25 protein-coding genes and 2 tRNA genes are annotated in these 22,288 nt (G+C 61.0%); 15 read left to right on the top strand and 12 right to left on the bottom strand.

Annotated features, from left to right (window positions below):
* The first annotated feature begins 15 nt into the window (after nt 1–15).
* The 5 genes from AC0L2X_RS12285 (at nt 16) to AC0L2X_RS12265 (ending at nt 3,658) form a co-directional block, all read left to right on the top strand.
* Nucleotides 16–1,299 carry an ROK family transcriptional regulator gene (locus tag AC0L2X_RS12285; RefSeq protein WP_473559494.1) on the top strand — a complete coding sequence of 428 codons (1,284 nt, stop codon included), beginning with the start codon at nt 16–18 and terminating at the stop codon, nt 1,297–1,299.
* Between the two features lie 191 nt (nt 1,300–1,490).
* The gene (locus AC0L2X_RS12280) at nt 1,491–1,691 is read left to right on the top strand and encodes a CsbD family protein (RefSeq protein WP_023719429.1); all 201 of its coding nucleotides are present in this window, start codon (nt 1,491–1,493) and stop codon (nt 1,689–1,691) included.
* A gap of 288 nt (nt 1,692–1,979) precedes the next feature.
* Nucleotides 1,980–2,456 carry a hypothetical protein gene (locus AC0L2X_RS12275; RefSeq protein WP_352488284.1) on the top strand — a complete coding sequence of 159 codons (477 nt, stop codon included), beginning with the start codon at nt 1,980–1,982 and terminating at the stop codon, nt 2,454–2,456.
* Nucleotides 2,457–2,720: 264 nt separating this feature from the next.
* Nucleotides 2,721–2,978 carry a hypothetical protein gene (locus AC0L2X_RS12270; protein WP_473559492.1) on the top strand — a complete coding sequence of 86 codons (258 nt, stop codon included), beginning with the start codon at nt 2,721–2,723 and terminating at the stop codon, nt 2,976–2,978.
* 77 nt (nt 2,979–3,055) lie between these two features.
* Entirely contained in the window at nt 3,056–3,658 is a 603-nt protein-coding gene (locus AC0L2X_RS12265) for an SOS response-associated peptidase (RefSeq protein ID WP_473559489.1), read from the top strand.
* 97 nt (nt 3,659–3,755) lie between these two features.
* Here AC0L2X_RS12265 and AC0L2X_RS12260 read toward each other — a convergent pair whose 3' ends face one another.
* The 3 genes from AC0L2X_RS12260 to AC0L2X_RS12250 all read right to left on the bottom strand — a co-directional run bounded on the left by AC0L2X_RS12260 (nt 3,756) and on the right by AC0L2X_RS12250 (nt 7,273).
* Nucleotides 3,756–4,301: a group I truncated hemoglobin gene (locus AC0L2X_RS12260; protein WP_473559487.1), complete on the bottom strand. Its 546-nt coding sequence runs from the start codon at nt 4,299–4,301 to the stop codon at nt 3,756–3,758.
* A 1,296-nt stretch (nt 4,302–5,597) separates the two neighbouring features.
* The gene (locus tag AC0L2X_RS12255; protein ID WP_473559485.1) at nt 5,598–6,389 is read right to left on the bottom strand and encodes a DUF1194 domain-containing protein; all 792 of its coding nucleotides are present in this window, start codon (nt 6,387–6,389) and stop codon (nt 5,598–5,600) included.
* 809 nt (nt 6,390–7,198) lie between these two features.
* Nucleotides 7,199–7,273, bottom strand: a tRNA-Thr gene (locus AC0L2X_RS12250).
* A gap of 135 nt (nt 7,274–7,408) precedes the next feature.
* On the opposite strand from AC0L2X_RS12250, the gene AC0L2X_RS12245 reads away from it, so the two are divergent.
* From AC0L2X_RS12245 to AC0L2X_RS12200, 10 genes are all read left to right on the top strand, one after another.
* Entirely contained in the window at nt 7,409–7,654 is a 246-nt protein-coding gene (locus AC0L2X_RS12245) for a hypothetical protein (protein WP_473559483.1), read from the top strand.
* Nucleotides 7,655–7,812: 158 nt separating this feature from the next.
* Nucleotides 7,813–9,105: a UDP-N-acetylglucosamine 1-carboxyvinyltransferase gene (gene murA / locus AC0L2X_RS12240; RefSeq protein ID WP_292662909.1), complete on the top strand. Its 1,293-nt coding sequence runs from the start codon at nt 7,813–7,815 to the stop codon at nt 9,103–9,105.
* 299 nt (nt 9,106–9,404) lie between these two features.
* The gene (locus tag AC0L2X_RS12235) at nt 9,405–9,836 is read left to right on the top strand and encodes a DUF2948 family protein (RefSeq protein WP_473559481.1); all 432 of its coding nucleotides are present in this window, start codon (nt 9,405–9,407) and stop codon (nt 9,834–9,836) included.
* A gap of 4 nt (nt 9,837–9,840) precedes the next feature.
* Entirely contained in the window at nt 9,841–11,133 is a 1,293-nt protein-coding gene (gene hisD / locus AC0L2X_RS12230; RefSeq protein WP_473559479.1) for a histidinol dehydrogenase, read from the top strand.
* Nucleotides 11,134–11,135: 2 nt separating this feature from the next.
* Complete coding sequence (locus tag AC0L2X_RS12225; RefSeq protein ID WP_473559477.1) at nt 11,136–11,621, top strand: UPF0262 family protein; 486 nt, start codon at nt 11,136–11,138, stop codon at nt 11,619–11,621.
* Between the two features lie 28 nt (nt 11,622–11,649).
* Entirely contained in the window at nt 11,650–12,105 is a 456-nt protein-coding gene (locus AC0L2X_RS12220) for an arsenate-mycothiol transferase ArsC (protein ID WP_473499636.1), read from the top strand.
* 89 nt (nt 12,106–12,194) lie between these two features.
* Nucleotides 12,195–12,413 carry a translation initiation factor IF-1 gene (gene infA / locus AC0L2X_RS12215; protein ID WP_006200926.1) on the top strand — a complete coding sequence of 73 codons (219 nt, stop codon included), beginning with the start codon at nt 12,195–12,197 and terminating at the stop codon, nt 12,411–12,413.
* A gap of 25 nt (nt 12,414–12,438) precedes the next feature.
* Nucleotides 12,439–13,068 carry a Maf-like protein gene (locus AC0L2X_RS12210; RefSeq protein ID WP_352470150.1) on the top strand — a complete coding sequence of 210 codons (630 nt, stop codon included), beginning with the start codon at nt 12,439–12,441 and terminating at the stop codon, nt 13,066–13,068.
* A complete protein-coding gene (yacG, locus tag AC0L2X_RS12205; protein WP_352488273.1) occupies nt 13,065–13,256 on the top strand; it encodes a DNA gyrase inhibitor YacG in 192 nt (63 codons plus the stop codon). The genes AC0L2X_RS12210 and yacG overlap by 4 nt, the downstream gene beginning before the upstream one ends.
* Nucleotides 13,257–13,631: 375 nt before the next feature.
* A tRNA-Phe gene (locus AC0L2X_RS12200) sits at nt 13,632–13,707 on the top strand.
* A gap of 39 nt (nt 13,708–13,746) precedes the next feature.
* Here the strand turns inward: AC0L2X_RS12200 and AC0L2X_RS12195 are convergent.
* From AC0L2X_RS12195 to AC0L2X_RS12155, 9 genes are all read right to left on the bottom strand, one after another.
* Nucleotides 13,747–14,934, bottom strand: coding sequence for an IS481 family transposase (locus AC0L2X_RS12195; protein ID WP_473556222.1), 1,188 nt, complete (start codon nt 14,932–14,934; stop codon nt 13,747–13,749).
* 265 nt (nt 14,935–15,199) lie between these two features.
* Nucleotides 15,200–16,018, bottom strand: coding sequence for a class I SAM-dependent DNA methyltransferase (locus AC0L2X_RS12190; RefSeq protein ID WP_473556224.1), 819 nt, complete (start codon nt 16,016–16,018; stop codon nt 15,200–15,202).
* 13 nt (nt 16,019–16,031) lie between these two features.
* Nucleotides 16,032–16,787 (bottom strand): AAA family ATPase, encoded by a 756-nt coding sequence (locus tag AC0L2X_RS12185; protein WP_473556226.1) that lies wholly within the window; start codon nt 16,785–16,787, stop codon nt 16,032–16,034.
* Nucleotides 16,784–17,188, bottom strand: coding sequence for a hypothetical protein (locus tag AC0L2X_RS12180; protein ID WP_473556228.1), 405 nt, complete (start codon nt 17,186–17,188; stop codon nt 16,784–16,786). Before AC0L2X_RS12180 ends, AC0L2X_RS12185 begins: the two co-directional genes overlap by 4 nt.
* A 351-nt stretch (nt 17,189–17,539) precedes the next feature.
* Nucleotides 17,540–19,132: a gamma-glutamyltransferase gene (gene ggt / locus AC0L2X_RS12175; RefSeq protein WP_473556229.1), complete on the bottom strand. Its 1,593-nt coding sequence runs from the start codon at nt 19,130–19,132 to the stop codon at nt 17,540–17,542.
* A 21-nt stretch (nt 19,133–19,153) separates the two neighbouring features.
* Nucleotides 19,154–19,873 (bottom strand): ABC transporter permease, encoded by a 720-nt coding sequence (locus tag AC0L2X_RS12170; protein ID WP_352488573.1) that lies wholly within the window; start codon nt 19,871–19,873, stop codon nt 19,154–19,156.
* Complete coding sequence (locus AC0L2X_RS12165) at nt 19,870–20,583, bottom strand: ABC transporter permease (protein ID WP_352488268.1); 714 nt, start codon at nt 20,581–20,583, stop codon at nt 19,870–19,872. Before AC0L2X_RS12165 ends, AC0L2X_RS12170 begins: the two co-directional genes overlap by 4 nt.
* A 70-nt stretch (nt 20,584–20,653) precedes the next feature.
* Nucleotides 20,654–21,499: a transporter substrate-binding domain-containing protein gene (locus AC0L2X_RS12160; protein WP_473556232.1), complete on the bottom strand. Its 846-nt coding sequence runs from the start codon at nt 21,497–21,499 to the stop codon at nt 20,654–20,656.
* A gap of 84 nt (nt 21,500–21,583) precedes the next feature.
* The gene (locus AC0L2X_RS12155) at nt 21,584–22,255 is read right to left on the bottom strand and encodes a GntR family transcriptional regulator (RefSeq protein ID WP_473556234.1); all 672 of its coding nucleotides are present in this window, start codon (nt 22,253–22,255) and stop codon (nt 21,584–21,586) included.
* Nucleotides 22,256–22,288 lie beyond the last annotated feature (33 nt).

The raw sequence follows: 22,288 nt of genomic DNA, 5'->3' as shown, positions 1-22,288 counted from the left end.
GGGGAGGCGCCGGTTTTGTCCGGAAAAGGCAGCAATTCGGTCAAGGTGCGGCATTATAACGAGCGCTTCGTGCTTGATGCCATTCGCCGCCTGAAGGAGGCATCCAAGTCCGATCTGGCGCGCGCCGCAAATCTGACGCCGGCCGCGGTCGCCACCATTGTCGACGGGCTGGAATCGTCCGGATTCGTAAAGCAAGTGGGAAAAAGGTTCGGACAACGCGGATCGCCATCCACTCTCTACCGACTTGCACCGGAGCGCATCTACAGCGTCGGCATCAAGATCGGCCGGCGCGCGCTGGAAGCCGTGCTCGTCGACTTTGCCGGCGAGGTCCGCTCGCGCGAGTCGCACGAATATCGCTTTCCGGATCCCGACATGGTGCTCAAGGCCGGCAACATGTCGCTGGCCAATTTCGACAAGCTGGTCGAGGGGCTTGGCGATGCCAGCATCGTCGGCGTCGGCATCGCCTCGCCATATTTCCTCGGCGGCTGGAGTGAAGAGCTCGGCTTTCCCGACGATCTCGGCAGCCGCTGGGAAGCAATCGATCTGACGACGTTCTTCGCCACAAAGCCGAAGACCCCGGTCTTCGTGGAAAACGACGCATCATCGGCCGCACTCGCCGAACTCATCCAGGGGACCGGCGCGCGCTTCCGCGACTTCATGCATATTTCGATCGACACCTTTGTCGGCGGCGGACTGGTACAAGGCGGCAAGGTCCATACCGGGCCGCACGGCAACAGCGCCGCGCTTGGTCCTTTGCCGGTCTCGCCTTCAAGCCTCGATTCGGTGGCGGCCAAGCCGGCGCGCTACCAGAGCCTGCTGCATCGCGCTTCGATCTATGTGCTGGTCAATCATCTCAAATCGCGCGGCATCGAGATCAACCGCGTGCGCGAACTCGATCCCTTGCCGCCGGGGGCGCGCGAACCGCTGTCCGAATGGATCGACGATTGCGCCAATGCGCTGGTCGAGGCGATCATCGCCATCACCTCCGTCATCGACATCGAGGCGATCGTTCTCGACAGCATCCTGCCGCGGCCGATCCATCTCGAGCTGCTGGCAAAGGTGCAGACCCAGTTCAACAGGATCAGCGCCATCGGCATCGTGGCGCCGGAAATCGTCTCGGGACAATTCGGCCCCGAGGCTTCGCCGATCGGCGCGGCGATGCTGCCGTTCTCGGCCCTGCTGGCGCCCGACAGCGGCGTGCTGATGATCGGCAAGGACAGAACAATGCTGCCGGGCAGCCTTTCGCGGCTTGCCGGCCAAAGCCAGCCAGCAAGAAGTCCGGCGACTTCAACGGGATAGGATGGCGCTGCGAACGGCAATCAAGCTCTGGATAGCATCAACATCAGCTCGCAGTCCGGCACGGGCACGGCGGGCTTTTTGCGCCGGCACCGGAACTTTTAGCGGCTGCTAATCTTCATTCGTCACCGACATTGAAATGCCGATCGGTCCGCGCTCCGCTTAGTGCGGGCCCAGGAAGCAAGGAGGAACATATGAACTGGGATCAAATCAAGGGAAAATGGACGCAGTTCAAGGGCAAGGCGAAAGAGCAGTGGGGTGACCTCACCGACGACGATCTTGATCGTATCGAGGGCAACCGGGACCAGCTCTTGGGACGCATCCAGGAGCGATATGGCATCGCCAAGGAAGAGGCGGAGCGCCAGGTTGATAACTGGTCCAGAAGCATCAGCTGAGCCTTGGACGCAAGGCCGTCTGCTGCTCACCACCGGTGAAACGTTGCACTCAAGCAGGTCAGACTTAGGTCCCAAGCAAGATACTCCAGGATTGGACCGAAGCCCCGGCTGAGGAACGTAGCCCGCTGGCTCACGTTGTGGTGAGCTTTGGCGCGACGAAGATGCGTCCGGGCGGAAGAGTTCAAAGCCAGGGAGGAGAGGCCCGACGCTCCGAACGAGCGCCGGGCCTGGGCGTAAATGCAAACAATCAGCAGACTGTTCAATTCCCATGCCCAGGCAGCACGTGCCGTGGCCAGACTTCAGGCTGCCGGGATTCGCCGCCGCCAGATCAGCGTCGTCGGATCTTACAACGACAATGATGAACCGATCAGCGTTGCTGGATATTACGACGATGAGATGAGCGCTCTCTGGCGGGGTGCGGTTGCTGGTGCCGCACTTGGCGCGACGGCCGGTCTGTTGGCCGGCTTAAGCGCTTTTGGAGCTCAAGGCGTTGATCCTGCGGGGATGACGGGGATGGCCCTGGTCGGTGCGGCGTGGGGCGGCTTTGCCGGCGTGCTTCTCGGAACTTTTGCCGATTTTGCCCAGAAATCGCGCAAGCCGAAGATCGCAGAGGGTGTCGTACTGGTGATGGCCCGCGTCGATGAAAAGCAGGCCGGCGCCGCGCATACGGTGCTCCGGAGTTTCGCGGAGATGCCTTCCGGGCCGATGAAGAGGAGCGCTTTGCCGAATTCAAGCCGGCTCCGCGTCCGATCTGGTGCCCGATGAAGTTTGTTTCGCGAAACAGGAATTCAAACCGGAGGCGCCCGACGAAAGCTTGGCAAACCAACGCTTTGGAAGCATGCGGGCTACTTGCCGTCGTGCTGTCCTTTATTCTTACCGTTCTGTTGGTTGGTCTCATCCTTGGCTGAACCCATGCCCTTGCCACCGGCGACACGATGCCCGGCAATTGGCGAAGGTATGGCCAGTTCGAAGGATTGAACCATTCGTGCTAAGCGTTAATAGCTTGTAGCCATAGGAGAGGACGCCAACGTGGACAAACGGGCTGAAGGAGACGCGGGGAAATTGGCTCGAGGCGAGTTCGAGCTCAAAGCCGAACGATATGGCGTGAACGCCTTTCTTCTCATTGTCGAACTTGTAAATCTGCTGGAGAAGCGCGGAACGATCAGCAGCAACGACGTCGCGAAAATAGCCGAGGCCGCCGCACTTGCCGTTGCCGCATCCAGTGAACCCGACGTGAACAGCATCAATCTGTTGCAGGCCATCGCTGCCGCCCGCCGGCCCAAATAGGCTCACATCAAATCCGCCAGCAATCGGCGCGAAACGCTATATTGAACTGATCTCGGTCGAGCGTGCGGAGCCCTTTCATGTGCAATGACTACGAGCAGCACATCGCCTGGGCCGAATATTGCCGGATGATGGAATCGCTGGCGCTCAAAATCCCCAGCCATCAAACCGAACTGGATCTGCCGCAGGCGGATGACATCCACATCAACGACCCCGCGCCGGTAATGCGCGCCGCCGGCGACACAGGCGACACAATCGAACTGGCGTCGATGACGTTCGGCTTTCCCCCGGCCGGACCAAAAGGCGGACCTGTATTCAACTTTCGCTCGGAGGGCCGGCAGTTCGGCAACAGCAAGCGCTGTCTCGTTCCGGCGTCGGCATTCTTCGAATTCACGGGAGCGAAATATCCAAAAACCAAGCACAGATTCACGCTGAATGGCCATTCGTTCATGGCGATTGCCGGGCTGTGGCGCGAGGGCGTCGGCAACAAGCCGCCGACGTTCACGATGCTGACGACCGAGCCGGGCCCGGATGTCGCGCCATATCACAACCGGCAAGTGGTTGTGCTGCGGCCATCGGACTGGGCGGCGTGGATCCACCTGACGAGGTCCGAGGCTGAACTCCTGCGACCGCTGCCGGAAGGGTCGCTCCAAGTGGAGACAGCTCGGGCAGGTTCGGAGTAGGAACCATCGGATAATTGCCCGCTGAGCTGCGGCCGCGCTGCATAGTCACAGCGACGCGCGCCATGCTCAGAACGAATGCCCATACGGTATAGACGCTTCAGCCCGGCTTGACGTAGCCGGCGGTGACCTCGTCCTTGTGGGCGGCGAAAGCTTCCAGGACCTCGGTTTTCTCAGGCTTCGGAATCTTGAAATGATCCAGGGTCCGCCCGAGTTCCGCTGCGACCTCATCGAATTCCGCAGGGGAGATCCGCAGGTCGCGATGCGCCTCCTCGAGGCCGAGCGGCGTCGTGCCGGGCTTGGTGGCGACGAACTTGAAGGGCCCACCGGAAACGTCGCAGACCCACAGCGTGCGCATGAACTTGAGGCCGGGCAACCTTTCAAGGTTCTTGGTGTGCCATTTGCGCAATTGTGGGTTCTTGGACTTCTGGCCGACGATGGGGTTCTTCACGACGGCGTCGCTGAAATGATCGATCACCGCTGCGATGGCGAACACGCCCCCCAGCCGCTCATACAGACTTTTCTCGGATGTGGTTTTCTTCGTCTGCGCGAGCGCCTTGTCGGCAGGCAATACCGATGTCGATGCGGCGGCCAGCGCCAGCCCGGCGACAACACTTCGTCTCGTCAAAGAGGTCGAAATTTTCATCCCTGGTTCCCTTCGAGGTTAGGCCAGAGCGAGCCGCAGCCGGTCTGGCGGCATGAAGTGACATTCGGACACTTTGCCATATTTAGCATCGTCTAATGAACTAACGAGCCCCGCGACGGGATTATTCCGGTTGGCCGCATTGTCATGGTCAACATGCGTAGAAAGGGCGAAGGCGGCGCGGATGAGGAAGGGTTAAGCACGCGTCGCTGCACGCGGCAGAGGTCGCGAAGGCACTTCGGCCGCATCGGCGGCCCTATCGATCTTTGCGGGCACCGTAGTGTTCCTGGCCTCGCTGGCGGCGGTCGCCTGCGACCAATAGCCTGTGCTTTTCGAAGATCGCTAGCTTCTGCGGATAGGTGATCCGCACCTTTGCGTTGCACCCGTCGCATTTGAAGTGCGCGATCGCTCTTAGTGCAGAGCCCTTTCTTACCGCCGGATGCGAGCAATCCGGACATTCGAATGTGAGCGCGACATCCGATAAGTCTTCGGCTAAGCCCATTTCCATCCCCTTCGCAAGCTCGGTGGCTACACTCTGGCTAGTTTCAATGAGCAATTCAGATGCCAAACGGCCGTGCCAAAGCGGCACCAGACCAATTCGCCCCCGGAACGCTGCAAGCTAGTGCGCCTTCTCTGTGCCTTTCGAGCGACGAAGAGACCTAACTTCCTCCAGCAGTTCGCGCTCATTGGTGGTCACGTTTCGGAAGATTGCGACAATCATCACCGCTAAGGCTTCGGCATCCAGGCTTAGAGGGTCAATGTGCTCATCTGCGCAAACCTGATCAAACACGCGTTCACAAATAGCCAAATCGTGAGGGCTGAGGCGAGTGCGATTGAAACGCCGGCGCGACATTTGCGAGCCTTCGAGGCCCGCTGCCCGTGGAAATGAGGCGGGTCTTGGCAAGAAACGCGAGGGTTGAGTGATTGTTCCCGGCTGCAAGCTTTGTTACGCCGCCTGCGGCAGGGGCAGACCAGAACGCTTTCCCCGCGCGCATCATGGCGCGTGCGAGCGCGAGCTGTGCCTCGACCTTGGCATTTTCCTGGCATGGCGAGATGCTTGGCACCTCAGGCATTTTCGAGCGCCCGCCCGAACGGCTCTGGCTGCCATGTGCGGACCGATTTTTGGACGGCTGGACCGTTGGACTCACGTCAGACACAGCAGCCTGGGCAAGACTGCTTCGAACCCTAAACGGGGCCGTCGACTACCGTTTTGCTTCGAGATCAGCCTGGCCGATTTTTGGATCCCCCCAAAATCGCTCGAACCTTTCTTAGCTTCGTCGGGCAGACCGCAGGATCCGTCTAAGAACGTGCTTTGCCGGAGGCGGAACTCACTTCTCGAATTAACTTCCTGATTATTGCCGATTGAAAGGCAGCGGCACTGTCGGCGGGAATGACGAACGAGCCGGGTCCTCCGATCACGTGCCTCGAATAATATTCCGTCGTCGTCTCACCATTTTCAACGTCAGCGCCAATTGGAAGGCCATTAATTACAATGGCTTTCTGGAGTGCTCTCTGACGGCTGTCCTCGACGGACGTTCCGTCATTGTTTGATCCGTCGCCTGAAATATCGATGATTCTGCGCAACGTTGGGACAGGCAGTTTGTCAAAGGCGTCCACAGAGGCGTCGATCGCGTATGAGATCGACGTATTCGATCCGCGCGGACCAGAGCGTCGCCTTTCCGACTTCTTCCGGAGTGCCTCAGCGATGACGGCCGCATCATTTGCATCGGAAAGAATGGTCCAGCCCACCCTGGTTTCCAAGGAGCCGCGGCTCGACCATTCGACAAAGGTGACGGCGATCTTGCCGTGCATACCCTCTTTGATCACGTTAAGCACGGTTGCTGATTCCAAAGCAGCGGCATAGCTCTCGCGCTGTAGCTTGGCCTCTATGTGGTTGATGGAGCCGGACATGTCGGCCGCAAGAACGATTGCGACGTCGACTTCGTTAATCGGATCGTCAAAGACAACCTTCTCGCGATTTTCATCAGGAGAGAGACCGTTCGTATAAGGATTAGCGTGAGTATACTGGACAGAGACCAGCACAATTTTCAGCAATCCTGCGACCAGTGCGCTAAAGGATAGGACATGCATCTGCCATCTATCCTCATGAGCTTATGAAACTCTGGGGGACGGTTGATCGCTGACTTCTATTAATTCTGAAGGGAACTCAAGTAGTTGAGATAAAAGGGGGTTACTCTCCTAACATTAGCTTTCTCTATACTATTTCAAAAGTCAACAAAATGGAGGGAGAGACACGGGGTAGGCAGCATGCCGGAGCGGAACGCGAGAACGGCTGCACAGGAGGACGCTCCAGCACTAGTGCTAATTAGCAGGCATATGATCTTCAACATGTGGCCGAAGCGGCAACCGGAAAAGGGAATGGCGCGGCGCCGAGCCACTGCCGCGGTCGTCCTTGCGGCACTTTCGTCGCCAGGGTTTTTGGTTCCCTCGAGGGCGCATGATGCCCCCTCAGGGTGGAGCTACCCGCTGGCCTGCTGTCACGGCGACGCGGAACACGGCGAGTGTCAGCGAATCCCAGCGCGGGCGGTTCATGTTCGTCCCGGTGGCTGGGTTGTCATCCTGAGGCCTGGGGATCATCGGAAGATCACGCGGCAGCAGCGATACTTCATTCCGTATGGTGATGAGATTCCGTCGCAGGATGGCAATTATCATATTTGCCTTCATCCGACCGAAGAGCATGAGAACTGTTTTCTTGCACCGCCCGATGCCATGTGACCCAGGAGCGGCGCTGCGTCCGAAAAATCGCGAGATGCGGGAACGGCGCTGCAAGCCGGGTCCAGGAGCATGCTGGGTCGGCGCGCCCTAAAGGCCGCAAAGACACGGCGAGTCAAAGGGCAATGAAATTCAGGCGCAACACAAATCCTCGGTGACCGAAAATCTGGTGCTGCGAGAGAGGATTGAACTCTCGACCTCTCCCTTACCAAGGGAGTGCTCTACCACTGAGCTACCGCAGCCGCCGATGGCGGGGCTTCTGCCATATCGAACCGGCAAGCGCAAGGCCAAGACAAGCGGCACAAACGGGGGCCGGGTTGAAAGGCCGCACCGGGCGGTTGCTGCGGACATGGCCGTGCCACAATGTTGGCTATCCCTTGATCCGCACCGGCGGGTCGCCGGCCGGGGACGGAACGATGAACGGCAAGACAGTTTCTCCGAACAAGGATGGATCACCGGAGAAGGATGGTTCAGCGAAAAAGGGCGGAACGGGCCGCAAGGACCGGCTGGCCGAGCAACTGCGCGCCAACCTGCAGAAGCGCAAGGCGCAATCGCGCTCGCGAAGGACTGGCGACGCCGACGAGCGGCCAGAGGGGCTGCAGGCGGCGATGAAAAAAGATTAACGCGAATCGGCTATGTTTGGCGCCGGTACTTTGGCCAAAGTCGGCGTGGGCCAAAGTGGGGAGTAGCCTGTTTCTTGAACCAAGCCGGCCAATGGTCTAGATGGCCGCAACAGACTCAACCGATTTAAACCGGCCTTGGCGCCGAGGGGACGCTCTTCATGGATCGCATCAGAATTGTCGGCGGCAATAAGCTTGCCGGAAGCATCCCGATCTCGGGCGCGAAAAACGCCGCGCTGCCGCTGATGATCGCCTCGCTTTTGACCGACGACACGCTGACGCTGGAAAACGTGCCGCATCTGGCCGATGTCGAGCAGCTGATCCGCATCCTCGGCAATCACGGCGTCGACTATTCGGTCAATGGCCGCCGCGAAAAGCAGCAGGAAGGCTATTCGCGAACCATCACTTTCTCCGCCCGTAACATTGTCGACACGACGGCGCCTTACGAGCTGGTGTCGAAGATGCGGGCGTCGTTCTGGGTGATCGGGCCGCTGCTGGCCCGCATGGGCGAGGCCAAGGTGTCGCTGCCCGGCGGCTGCGCCATCGGCACGCGCCCGGTCGACCTCTTCCTCGAAGGCCTGCAGGCGCTGGGCGCCGACATCGACGTCGACACCGGCTATGTCATCGCCAAGACCAGGAACGGCCGGCTTGTCGGCAACCGTTATGTGTTCCCGAAAGTCTCGGTCGGCGCCACCCATGTGCTGATGATGGCGGCCTCGCTGGCCAAGGGCGAGACGGTGCTCGAAAATGCCGCCCGTGAGCCCGAGATCGTCAACCTCGCCGAATGCCTCAACGCCATGGGCGCGAAGATCTCCGGCGCCGGCACGGCGACCATCACCATCGACGGCGTCGAGGCGCTGTCGGGCGCTCGCGTCAGGGTGATCCCCGACCGTATCGAGACCGGCACCTATGCGATGGCGGTGGCGATGACCGGCGGCGACGTCGTGCTGGAAGGCGCGCGGCCCGACCTGTTGCAGACGGCGCTGGACATCATCTCGCAGACCGGCGCCGAGATCACGCAGACCAATTCCGGCATCCGCGTCAGGCGCAACGGCGCCGGCATTTCGCCGGTCGACGTGACGACGGCGCCCTTCCCGGCTTTCCCGACCGATCTGCAGGCGCAGTTCATGGGCCTGATGACGATGGCCAAGGGCAAGTCGCGCATCACCGAGACGATCTTCGAAAACCGCTTCATGCACGTCCAGGAACTTGCCCGGCTAGGCGCCCACATCACGCTGTCCGGCCAGACGGCGATCGTCGACGGCGTAGCGAAGCTGAAGGGCGCGCCGGTCATGGCGACCGATCTTCGCGCCTCGGTGTCGCTGGTCATCGCCGGCCTTGCGGCCGAAGGCGAAACCACGGTCAACCGCGTCTACCACCTCGACCGCGGCTTCGAGCGGCTGGAGGAAAAGCTGTCCGGCTGCGGCGCGGAGATCGAGCGCATTTCGGGGTAACGATAGCAGGCTCAGGTCGGCGCTGCCCCTCATCCCCCTGCCGGGACCTTCTCCCCGTATAGGGACGGGGAGAAGTACCGCCTCGCGAAGGATTTCGCCAATCTCCAGCGTTGCGGAGAAGGTGCCGAGGTTGCGGCCAGTCCCTTCTCCCCGTCCCTATACGGGGAGAAGGTCCCGGCAGGGGGATGAGGGGCGCTGACCGGAGCGATTGCCTGGCCAAGACCTCCGGCGCGGTTGCACGAGCCGGGAAGACCGCCTAACAGAAGGTCGAATAGCCAACCTTCAGGTGTGAAATCCGCATGGCCCTCAAGCTTGTCGCGCTCGACGATCAGGATCTGAGCATCATCTCGGCGCATGTCCAGGATGCTGTCATGAAGGTCAGCGATCTCGAATACCTGCCTTCGGTAAAGCGCTTCGTGCTGACCATGAACCGCTTCGTCTGGGAGGCGAAATCCGGCTTCTTCCGCCAGCACAATGAACGGCGGCAGGCCGTGCTGCATTTCGACCGGGTGCTCGGCGCCAAGACCAGCGGCATTGCCCGCGACAAGCCCGACGAAGTGCTGTCGCTGCTGGCGATCAGCTTTCTCGCGCTCGACAAGCCGGCCGGCATCGTCGAGCTGATCTTTTCGGGCGGCGGCACAATCATGCTCGACGTCGAATGCATCGAGGCACGGCTTGCCGATGTCGGCGGCGCCTGGGAAGCGACGTCGCGCCCGGTCCACAGGGTTTGAGCCAATGGCCGTCACGCTTCGCCAGTCCGACCCCGATTTCGAGCAGCGCTTTGCCGCGTTCCTGCTGACCAAGCGGGAAGTCTCGGCCGATGTCGACGCCGTGGTGCGCGAGATCATCGCCAGGGTGCGCGCCGAGGGCGACGCGGCGGTTATCGGGTACACGCAGAAATTCGGTGGCGGCGACCTGGCCAGGCTCGGCATCGCCGTCTCCAGGGACGACATTGCCAGGGCCTACGAGGCCGCCGATCCGCAGACGGTCGAGGCGCTGAAATTCGCGCGCGAGCGCATCCGCGCCCACCACCAGCGGCAGCTGCCGCAGGACGACCGCTACACCGATGCCGCCGGCGTCGAGCTCGGCTCGCGTTGGACGGCGATCGAGGCCGTCGGGCTCTACGTGCCGGGCGGCACGGCGAGCTATCCGAGTTCGGTGCTGATGAATGCCGTGCCGGCCAAGGTCGCCGGCGTCGAGCGCATCGCCATGGTGGTGCCGGCCTCAGGCGGCGAGGTGCCGCCGCTGGTGCTGGTGGCGGCCGACCTTGCCGGCGTCTCCGAAATCTACCGCGTCGGCGGCGCCCAGGCGATCGCGGCCCTTGCCTATGGCACCGAGACGATAAAGCCGGTCGCCAAGATCGTCGGCCCCGGCAATGCCTATGTCGCTGCAGCCAAGCGTCAGGTGTTCGGCACGGTCGGCATCGACATGATCGCCGGGCCGTCGGAAGTGCTGGTCGTCGCCGACGGCAGCAACGATCCCGACTGGATCGCCGCCGACCTGCTCGCCCAGGCCGAACATGACGTGTCAGCGCAGTCGATCCTGATCACCAACGACCGTGCGTTTGGCGCAGCGGTCGAACAGGCAGTCGAACGCCAGTTGCAGAACCTGCCGCGCCGAGAAACGGCGGCGGCGAGCTGGCGCGATTTCGGCGCCATAGTCCTGGTGCCGACGATCGAGGCAGCATTGCCGCTGGTCGACCGCATCGCGGCCGAACATGTCGAGCTTGCCATCGACGACCCAGAGGCCTTCCTGGCGCGGATGCGCAATGCCGGCGCGGTGTTTCTCGGCCGCCACACGCCGGAAGCCATTGGCGACTATGTCGCCGGCTCCAACCACGTGCTGCCGACGGCGCGCTCGGCGCGCTTTTCGTCCGGGCTTTCGGTGCTCGATTTCGTCAAGCGCACGTCGATCCTGAAGCTCGGGCCGGAGCAATTACGGGCGCTGGCGCCGGCGGCGATCACGCTTGCCAAGGCGGAAGGCCTCGATGCGCATGGACGCTCCGTCGCCATCCGGCTGAACATGTAGAAATGTCCGACTACGACCAAATCCGCGCCAGGCTGATCGATGTCGAGCTCGACGAGACGATCGGCCGCTCGACGCCCGATGTCGAGCATGAGCGGGCGGTGGCGATCTTCGACCTGATCGAGGAGAACCGCTTCCAGCCGGTCAATGACGACGGCGCCGGGCCGTACCGGCTAAAACTGTCGCTGGCCGAATCCCGGCTGGTGTTCGCGGTGGCGCGCGAGGACGGCGCAGCCGTGGTCACCCACATCCTGTCGCTGACGCCGCTTAGGCGCATCGTCAAGGATTACTACATGATCTGCGAAAGCTATTACGATGCCATCCGCACCGCGACGCCCAGCCACATCGAGGCGATCGACATGGGGCGGCGCGGCCTGCACAATGAAGGCTCGCAGACGCTGATGGACCGGCTTGCCGGCAAGATCGAGATTGACTTCGACACGGCCCGCCGGCTGTTCACGCTGGTTTGCGTGCTGCACTGGCGAGGCTGAACTGGCCGCCCCGCTGCCCCGCCCGATCTTGCCCCGGTCGATCCTGCCCCGGTCGATCCTGTTTGTCTGCGGTATGAACGCCGTGCGCTCGCCGATGGCCGAATTGCTGGCGCGCAAGGTGCTTCCGCCTACCACCTTCGTCGCCTCGGCGGGAGTGCGCGGCGGCGAACGCGATCCGTTCGTCGATGCCGTGCTGGCCGAAGAAGGGCTGTCGCTGGGCGAACGGCACCCGAGAACGATGGACGACCTCGAGGACGACTATTTCGACCTGATCGTCACGCTGGCGCCGGAAGCTCACCACACCGCGCTCGAGCTCACCCGCTCGCTGGCCGTCGAGGTCGAGTATTGGCCGATGCCCGACCCGACCGGCGTCAGCGGCACGCGCGAGCAGATCATGGCCGCCTACCGCGACGTACGCGAGCGGCTGAAGGCGCGGATCGGCCGCCGTTTTCTCGGCAACGGGGCTGAAAACGCCGCGGATTAAGCATGTTCACAAGCGGACGTTTATCATATAGGTTCCGCGCAACTTTCCGGCCGGGGCGCTGGAAGTACCCATCCAAGCAAAGGTATCGAATGCCGAAGGAAGAAGTCCTCGAGTTTCCGGGTGTCGTGACGGAACTGCTGCCCAACGCGATGTTCAGGGTCAAGCTCGAAAACGAACATGAAATCATCGCCCACACGGCCGGCCGCATGCGCAAGAACCGCATCCGCGTTTTGACCGGCGACAAGGTCCTGGTCGAGATGACGCCCTACGACCTGACCAAGGGCCGCATCACCTACCGCTTCAAGTAAGTTCAAGGACCCGGCCGGGATCGCGATGGGCATTTTGCAGAAGCTCGTGCTTGCCTCGGGTTCGCCGCGCCGGATCGAGCTGCTGCAGCAGGCCGGCATCGAGCCGGACCGTGTGTTGCCGGCCGATGTCGACGAGACGCCGCTGCGCGCCGAACACCCGCGCTCGCTGGCCAAGCGCCTGGCGACCCAGAAGGCCGAAAAGGCGCTGGCCTCGCTGAAGACCGAGACGGACTACGCGCCGAGCTTCGTGCTGGCCGCCGACACGGTAGTTGCCGTCGGGCGGCGCATCCTGCCCAAGGCCGAGACGCTCGACGACGCCGCCAACTGCCTCGGGCTTTTGTCCGGCCGTTCGCACCGCGTCTATTCCGGCATCTGCCTGATCACGCCGGGCGGCAAGCAGCGCTTGCGGCTGGTCGAGACCAGGGTGCGTTTCAAGCGGCTGCCGCGCGAGGAGATCGAGGCCTACATCGCGTCGGGAGAATGGCGCGGCAAGGCCGGCGGCTATGGCGTCCAGGGGCTTGCCGGCGCCTTCGTCGTCAAGCTTGTCGGCTCCTACACCAACGTCGTCGGCCTACCGCTCTACGAGACGGTAGCGCTTTTGAGCGGCGAAGGATTCAAGGTGCACGCCAACTGGCTGTCGGGTGCGCGGATATGAGCCCGGACGACAAGGTCACGCCGTTGCGGCCCAAGCGGCCCTGCCCCGAATGCGGCAAGCCATCGGCGCGCGAAACCTATCCGTTCTGCTCGAAGCGCTGCAAGGACATCGACCTCAACCGCTGGCTGAAGGGGGTCTACGTCATCCCGGGTCGCGACGACGAGGACGACAACGACGACCAGAAATAGCGCCATCCACCTGCAGTTTTCCACAGGCTTGGGACGGCTTGCCAACCCTGACCGCGGCCGGTGAACTGGCCCGCATTGAGGGCCAATCGTTTCTGGCTGAAATCAATATCCAGCCTGTTCCATCCGGATAGAATCGGATGGAACAGGTTCTGGCTTTTCGTCTGAGCATGATGTTTTCCGAAAACCGGATTCCACTTTTCGGGATCATGCTTTTTGTCTGAGCATGATCTTTTTCCGAAAACCGGATTCCACTTTTCGGGATCATGCTCTAAGCGCTGGACAGGCCGAATTCCCGTGCTATAACCCACGCGCTTTCAAGGGGTGCCGACGGCGCTTTCATGAACCCGGTGTGCAGACTGCCGCGCGCCGGAGCAGGCCCAGATAGCTCAGTTGGTAGAGCAGCGGACTGAAAATCCGCGTGTCGGTGGTTCGAATCCGCCTCTGGGCACCACTACTTCCTCAGGTCCATTCTGGACACATGGGTTACGGTTTATACCGAAGACATGGGTAACACTTTTGGCCCGAAGGGGTTTTGAAGTGGTTCGAGCCTGCATGTCTCATCGTCGAAGTATCCCAAATCATAATCCATGAAGCTAGCCAACCAGATTCGGTCGTCGACCTGTTTGATGCCGACTTTTTGGCCAGCGAAGACGAGTCTGAGATTGATCTTCTTACGGTCGAAGCAGATGCGGCCGCAGGTGGTGACGGTGACCGCCTTGTCGTGGAAGGGATACTCGAGGTCGGGTAGTCCGCGATAGGGCCGTGGTGAGGCGCTGTAGCGCTCGGCTGGGCAAGCCATATCGAGCGCCTGGTGCGGGCGCTCGGTATTGAACTCCTCGACGAAGTCGTCGAAGCGGGCCTGCTGCTGCAGGAAGTTGGCGCCGGCCGGCTTGGTGGTTTCGAGCTTGAGCGTCAAATGCATGCGCTCATGGCGGCCGTTCTGTTGCGGGTTGCCCGGTTTGATGCGCTCGATCTCGATGCCGAGCCTCAGCCACCAGACCGACAACCTGGACAGGTTGAAGAGGGCATTGGGGCTGGCGAAAGGCACACCGTTGTCGGTCCTGATCGCGCTGGGCAGGCCGAACTCCTTGAAAACTCTCTCGAACACCGTGAAGGCATAGGCCTCCTTGGTGGTGTGGAGCGCCTCACAGGCCAATAGATAGCGGCTGGCGAAATCGCTGATTGTCAGCGGGTAGCAGTAACGCCGATCGGCGAGCATGAACTCGCCCTTATAATCGGCGCACCACAGGTCGTTGGGCTGGCAGCCATGCGAGAGCGCGGTTCCCTCCGCCCTGTTGCGACGGCGCCTGCGGCGTTTGACCAGGCCGTGGCGGTCGAGCACCGCATGCACCGTTGAGATCGCCGGCGTGTGGACATCCGGGTAGAGCCGAGCCAGCCGCTCCCTGATCTTCGGCGCGCGCCAGTTCGGCTTGTCCTGCTTGGCACGCACAATCAGCTTCTCGATTTGGAAAGGAAGCTGATTGGCGTGCCGGTAAGGTCGGCGCGAGCGGTCCGTCAGCCCTTCCAGCCCACAGTTATTGTAGCGGCCAAGAATCTTGTAGCCGGTCTTGCGTGAGATGCCGAACTCACGGCACAGCTGTGCCATCTTCTCGCCGTCCAGTAGGCGGGCGACGAACTTGAGACGCTCATCCATCGGGTTACACTCCTTCCAGGGCATTTTTGCTCTCCCGCAAAAAGCCCGATTGTGTAACCCATGTGCTCGGAATGAACTGTCACCCATCTCTCGGGAAGGGCACTCATATGAAATCAATGGCTTGCGATGTCGCCAACTTGGCGACTTATGGCATTTCATGTCGCGCCGCGTTGCGAACTGATTGAGCCAAGCGAAGCGCAGCCAAAAACAACACTCGATACTTTCCTGCCAATAGCTTCAACAAAGACCGGCCCCATGGCAAATGCTCGGTTTCATGTGCCCGCCGGCTTTACCGCTTTCTGGCAACCACCAGGAAATTCTGCGCAAGCCCCGCCGGAATCCTGGTACTTGCGCACATCCTTTCAAACGGCACGATCAATATTTCGCAGAGTCTTGGCAGCAAATTCCCGGGTCGCGGCAAAAAACCGTACCCAACTATCCGCTCGACAATAAAGCCATTTGCGATGAGCGTCTGCTCGTATCGTTTAATGCTCAAAGTGTGGCGGACTGTCCCTCCTGCATAACGGTTCAGAATGCGGCAGACCAGCCCTATTGGCGAGGTCGCATTCATGTGGATATTCGAGATCAGCAATCCACCTTCGTTCAAATGCGCGCTGATGGCCGACAGTGCATCCTTCCTGAGCTCATCTTCAGCATTGAGGAAGAATCTGAATGCCGTGACCACGTCGAACCTTTCGGCAAGCGGAGAGAACGTAAGATCCGCGCGGACCAATTTCACGTTCTTCGGAACCCGTGCGCTAGCCAGCATGGATTGGGAGATGTCAACGCCGACGACTTCACCAAAAAATTGAGCTGCGATATTTGCTATGCGGCCTGTGCCGCATGCGAAGTCCAGGCATTTCCGGTTCGGCCCGCCGACAGGCAGGAGAGTACGTTCGACCAAAGGCTTTTCGATACCCGACCACAGAGCTGCATAGTAGCCGGACCGGAACGTGTCGGAGTAATGGGCACCGTACCCAGCCGTCTGGTGGCTTGCGCGGTAATCCGGACGAGCGGGTGCACGGTTCTCATGAACGCTCCCTACCGGTCGCCACTGCGCCCGCAGAAATCTGCGAATGCCAACGAACGATCTCACCGTGAGCACCATGCAACTCGCGCCTCTAGTCTGGCCCGACGCATGCCGTCGCGGGCAATGCGTGTCCCACGATGCGCGCGACGACCTGTTCGAAATTGCGTGGGTCGAGGCCGTCGACACGCATCAGCGGCCATTTGTCTTGCAGGCATTGGCCGATCTCCCTCGCAATATCCGCTTGCTTCAGGCCCCTGACCACTCCGACTTCGAGAAGGCGCTCGAGGTACGGCTGCCGCGCATACCGCTCAATGAGGCGGTGGCGCAGCGTTTCCCCGGGCGCGTCGACTTGAATGAGGAGATCCGGTCGCGGCAGGAACGTCAGGCAATTACGAACCATGTCGATACTTTGATCTCGTCCCAACAGGACGAGCGCACACAACGCCTGAACGATGCCCTCTTCGAAAATGAAGTACCCTTCTGAGGCCTGCGCCGTATTCCAGGCTTCGAAGAGCAAAACGACGTCGATCTTCAGACGCAACGCCCATAATCGACTTTTTGGAGGGATCGATGCCAAAAGCCGCGCAGCGGCCCCCTCGCTCGGCGGGGTCGAGAACAAGACCGGACTCGCGGTGGCGAGCTTGTGCACCAGACGCTGGATGCCATGGCGTGTCTCCGGGCCTTCATCCTCGACCGAATCGACTTCGCTGCCGAAAGACACAAAATCAATCCGGCGATAGCCGTTGACGGTCTTCACACGGATTTCGTGTTTCGCCAGCTCACGGCAAAGGGCGCGTAGAAGGGTCGTCTTGCCTGCGCCAGGCGGACCGAACAACTCGATAATCATGTAGGGATCTCCCGAACAGGAAGCAGAAAGATCGGATGAAGCGAACTCGCCCGCTCCGGCGGTGTGGCGAGCGTAAACACTCTGGCATCCGCCTGGCCGAGTTGACCCCGCTCGCTGGCATCCTGCTGACGCCGAAAAAAGCCTTGGAGGAGATGCGATGCGGCGGAAGACTGCCTTTCCATGGCGTGCAGTCCCGCCTGTTGAGCCGCGACAGCGTTGCCGGTTGACGTGAGAACTTGCAATTGCTTCTCGATCGCCGGTGCCATCTCCTGATCGATCGAGCGCCCCTCGGTTGCCCGTTGGTCGACGTCGGTCGTGGTGGCTTCCAGGCGTGCGAGCCTCGACGACGCCGACCCCGGCGCCTGCGCCAACACCTCCGTCGTCGCGCCGCTTGCGCCCATACATGGACCTCAGAAAGTCTCTAAATCGCCTGGGGATCGGAGCTTACTGTGAGTGCCGAACCATACCATCATCCATCTGAATGACTGTCGGCACCACGGCACGCGCGTTTGGGCGCTGAACAGGGCAACGAGTTCAGGCCGAGCGGGCGCTTTTGGCTTGACGCGACACAAACGCGACATTCGGCCTAAAATCTGAACAATATCAATCACCGACAGCGGACTGAAAATCCGCGTGTCGGTGGTTCGGCGTGCAAGAATTATCTGGACCATGGCGCCAGCGACCCCTGCTCGCCGGCCAAATGTCGATGAAGACGTCTTCAGCATCTTGGAACCCGCTCTGGCACAACCGCTCTACAGACCGAGGGCGCAGCCGTCCTTGCGCGGTTCGGAACCACCCAGCAGCGTCCCGTTTGCCCAATCGATGCGGATGGCCTGCGCACCGCCGATCGGGTCCGTCGCAGGAATGATTTCGAAACCGCGTCGGCTAAGTTCAGTCGCGGTTTCGCCAGCGAGCCCGTGTTCGGCCTGGACCTTCATCGTGCCGCTGACGGGGGCGACCCGCGGCAGATCAATCGCCTCCTGCAGATCCATGCCGAAGTCGAGCACCTTCGTCAGCAGATGCGCGTGGCCCATTGCCTGGTAGTAGCCACCCATAACGCCGAAAGGCATTTCTGCCCGGCCGCTTCTCGCAAGCATCCCGGGTATGATGGTATGCAAAGGCCGCTTGTTCGGCGCCACCGCATTGGGGTGCCTGGGGTCAAGCGAAAAGCTTTGCCCGCGATTGTGCAAGACGACACCGGAGCGTGGCGAGACCAGGCCCGAGCCAAAGCTGTCGAAGACCGAGTTGATGAAACTGACCGCATTGCGATCCTTGTCGACAACGGAAATATAGACCGTGTCGCTGTGCAGCGGCATATCGAACCCCGGCAGATCCGCGCGGGCGCGCTTTAGGTCAATCATGCCGGCCAGACGATCGGCCCAGGCATTCGACAACATGTCGGCCACCGGGACTTCGGACGTGTCTGGATCGGCGACGAGCAGGTCACGCGCGGCGTAAGCGAGGCGTGTCGCTTCGATTTCCAGATGAAGCCGGTCCGCGGATTGCGGGTCCCCCTTGGCTTCGAAGCGCGAGAGGATGTTTAGAATGAGCAGCGCGATCACACCCTGGCCGTTCGGCGGACATTCGAACACATCGCAGCCTCGAAACGCCGTGCTGATCGGGGTCACGTATTCGCCTGTTGCCGAGGCGAAATCTTCGAGTGTGTGCAATCCGCCGAGCCCACGAAGATAGGCGACCATGTCTTCGGCCACTGGGCCGGTGTAGAAAGCCTCGCGTCCCTTCTCGGCGATCAGCCGCAGCGTTGCAGCCAACTCAGGCTGGCGATGTACTTCGCCAACGCGTGGCGCGCGGCCGTTTGGCAGGAAAATCCGTTTCGCGGTAACATCGGAGGCCAGAAGTTCTTCCTCCAACGCCCAGTCACGATGGACCCGCGGTGAAATGGCGTAGCCTTCCTCGGCGAAACGTATAGCGGGGGCCAGGATTTGATCGAAGGGCATATGCCCATGATCAGCGTGCAATCTGGTCCAGGCATCGATCGCTCCCGGGATGGTGACGGAGCCAGGAGAATTGCGGGCCACCTCGGCCATGCCACGTTCGAGGAACCAGTCAATTGTGAGGGCGGCGGGTGTCCTGCCCGATCCGTTATAGGCGATGACCTCGCCGGATCCGTTTCGCGACAGAAGAGCGAAGCAATCGCCTCCAATGCCGGTCGAGGCTGGCTCGACGACACATTGCACCGCGCAGGCTGCGATGGCGGCATCCATGGCGTTGCCGCCGGCCGCCATGACCTCGACTGCCGTCAGGGTCGCCGACGGATGAGAGGTGGCGGCCATGGCCTCGCGTGAAACGACGACCGAGCGCGTGGGTTTCTCAAAATTTCGCATGCTATGCCCTTCTGATCGTGATCAAGAGGCGGCGTCGCTCATCGTCGAGGGGCGGTGCCGCAGATGCCGCGACATCCAGTATTCGAGTGCCGCCAAGGCACGGATGATCGCGAAGTTCAAAGTGAGATAAATGGCGCCCGCGCAGATGAAGACTTCAAAGGCGCGGTAGGTCTGGGAGATCAATCCCTGGGCAATTCCGGTCACCTCCATCAAGGTCACGATGGAAGCCAGAGACGTGCCCTTGATCATCAGGATGATTTCATTGCCGTAACTCGGCAGCGCCTGGCGAAAGGCCAGCGGCAGGATAACGTGCCGATAGGTCAGAGAGGTGGACAGGCCGACAGACCGGGCCGCCTCGACAAGGCCGCGTGGCACCGATTGAATCGCGCCGCGCAGGATTTCGCTGCCATAGGCGGTAGTGTTGAGTGTCAGCGCGATGATTGCGCACCAGTAGGGTTCGCGGAAAACGGCCCATAATCCAATTGCCGACAGCTGGTGCCGGAACTGACCAAGGCCATAATAGGTCAGAAAAATCTGCACCAGCAGAGGCGTGCCCCTGAACACGGCAACGAAGCCACGGATCGGCAAGACGACGAAGGGCGATTCCGATTGCTGGGCAAGCGCCAATGTGACGGCAAGAACGAAGCCGGCAACAATGGAAGTCAGGGCCAGTTCCATCGTAAGCGGCAGGCCGGCAAGGAGCTTCGGCAGGATCTCGAGGAAAAAACTGAAATCTATCATGCCGACCGGACGCGCCACGGCGCCTTTCGTTCCAGACGGTAAAAGGCATGGCCGGTGACGGAAGCGATAGCCAGATAGAGCAAGGCTGCAGCAATGTAGAAGACGAACGGTTCACGGGTCGAACCTGCAGCGACCTGTGCCTGGCGCATCAGTTCAACGAGGCCAATTACCGATATCAGCGAGGAGTCCTTCAGAACCAACTGCCACACATTGCCGAGACCCGGCAGCGCGTATCTCAGGAGCTGGGGAAAAATAACCTGTCGCAGCCGCTGCAGCCGGTTGAGACCAAGCGCGCAAGCGGCATCGTGCTGTCCCTGGTCGATGGCGAGGTAACCCCCTCGATAGACCTCGGCTTGATAGGCGCCCGAGATGATCGCGATGGCCAATGTTCCAGTGGCAAAGGCTGGAACGCCGACGAATCCAGATCCGCCCAGGCTATGACCAAGCGAGGTCAGGGCGACGCTTCCTCCATAGTAAAGCAGATAAATGGTCAGAAGGTCGGGCACGCCCCTGAAAACCGTGCAATAGCCAAGGGCCAAGAACCTCAATACCTTGGAGTTGCGCAGACGCCCGGCCGCTGCCAGCCCACCGAACACAGCGCCAAGCGCAAAGCCCAGCACAGACAGGAGCACTGTGACTGAGGCCGCCACGAGAAGAGCAGCCCCCCAACCTCCGTGCTGGAAACCAAGCAGCCGGAATGCGTCAACCATTGATACCCCCGGCAGGACGAACGGCTCAGCTCCGGAACGTGGTCAGGAATGGCCGTTCGCCGACAAGCGCTTACTTGACTGGAGTGACGTCGCTCTTGAGCCATTTAAGCGACAGGGTTTTGATCGTGCCGTCGGCGGTCGCGGCGTCGATGGCCCCGTTGAGCATGTCTTTCAGCTTGGTGTCCTCTTTGCGGATACCGGCCCCGGAGCCAAGACCGAAGAGACCCCCGACAAATCCTGGTCCTGCAAGCGTATAGTCGCTGAACTCCGGTTTGCTCAGCGTGGCGGCCAGCGCTGTCTGCTGTGCGAAGAGCGCGTCGATGCGACCCGCGGCAAGATCGAGATCGTGTTGCTCGGTGGTTTTGTATTCGCGAATCTCGGCGACGTCCGAGAAGTATTTTTTCACAAATTCCAGGTTCGCCGTTGCGGCCTGAACGCCAATGATCTTTCCCTTCAGCAATGGCTTGAGCTTGTCGATTGCCGCCTGCGCAGAGGCTTCATTCTCCAGCTTGAACCGCTCATTGGAAATGCCGAGCTTGCCCAGTTCGCTATCCTTGGCGACCGCGAAACCTGAGGGATCCACCGCATATGGCTGGGTAAAGTCGATGACCTTCAGACGTTTTTCGGTGATGAACATGCTCGCCATGATCACGTCGAACTTGCCGACGGTCAGCGCGGGGATCATGCCGTCCCAGTCCTGTGCGACGATCTTGCACTCGATCTTCATTCGCCCGCACAGATCATTGGCGAGATCGACTTCGAAGCCGTCCAGCTTGCCGTCGGCTGTTGTGAAATTCCAGGGCGCGTAGGCCCCTTCGGTGGCAATGGTAATTGCCTTTGGTGTTTCTTGTGCAACGGCGGCCTGGACCAGGCCGAACAGGACCGACGCAATGGCTGCGATGCGGCTAACTTTCATGTCATTCTCCTCTTTTGCCGGTATGGCAGTTCCCTTTCGTCGTGCCGGATTATCTTCCGGCTTCAACGAGTCAGATGATATTTCCTAGCGGCGGCCGGGACTTGCGAAGTTGGCCAGAAGCGGCGCCGTCTCGACGATATGATCCCGCATGGCGATCTCAGCCTTGCCGGCATCACCTGACCGCAGCACGTCGATCAGGATCTCGTGCTCGGCGCGCGCGCTGGCGGGCTTGTCGACGTAGTCGAACCAGATGCGCAGGTAGGGCTCGATCACGACGTGCAGGCTGGCAATCTGCCGGACCAGCTTGGGTCTGTTGCTCAATTGGCAAATCTGCAAATGGAAAGCCTGGTGGCGCACGACCCAGTCGCTGCTGCCGGTCTGGCTGGCGCGCTCCATGCGGTCGAGCTGGCGTTCCAGTTCTTCAAGCACTTCGACATCGATGTGCGGCATGGCAAGCCTTACCGCCAGCCCTTCGAGCACCGAGCGTATTTCGAATGTTTCGTAGATCTCATCGAGGGTAAGCCCGGCGACGATGCAGCCACGGTTCGGGCGAATGACCACGAGACCTTCCGCGGCCAGTTGGCGGAATGCTTCGCGAACCGGCATGCGGCTCATGCCGATTTCCGTCGCGATCTCTTCCGGGATCAGCCGGTCCCCGGCCCGATAACGCCCCATCCTCAGGGCCCGCTGGATGTGGCGATAAGCCTCCTCCTCGGCGGTCGTGATGCCCAACGGCTCGATTGCGTCTGCTGCCATGTCCTGGGTCCGATCAGAGCGTATCTGTGTATC

It is taken from the genome of Mesorhizobium sp. WSM4828 (genome assembly GCF_055811175.1).
This window is presented reverse-complemented; position numbering and strand designations above follow the sequence as displayed.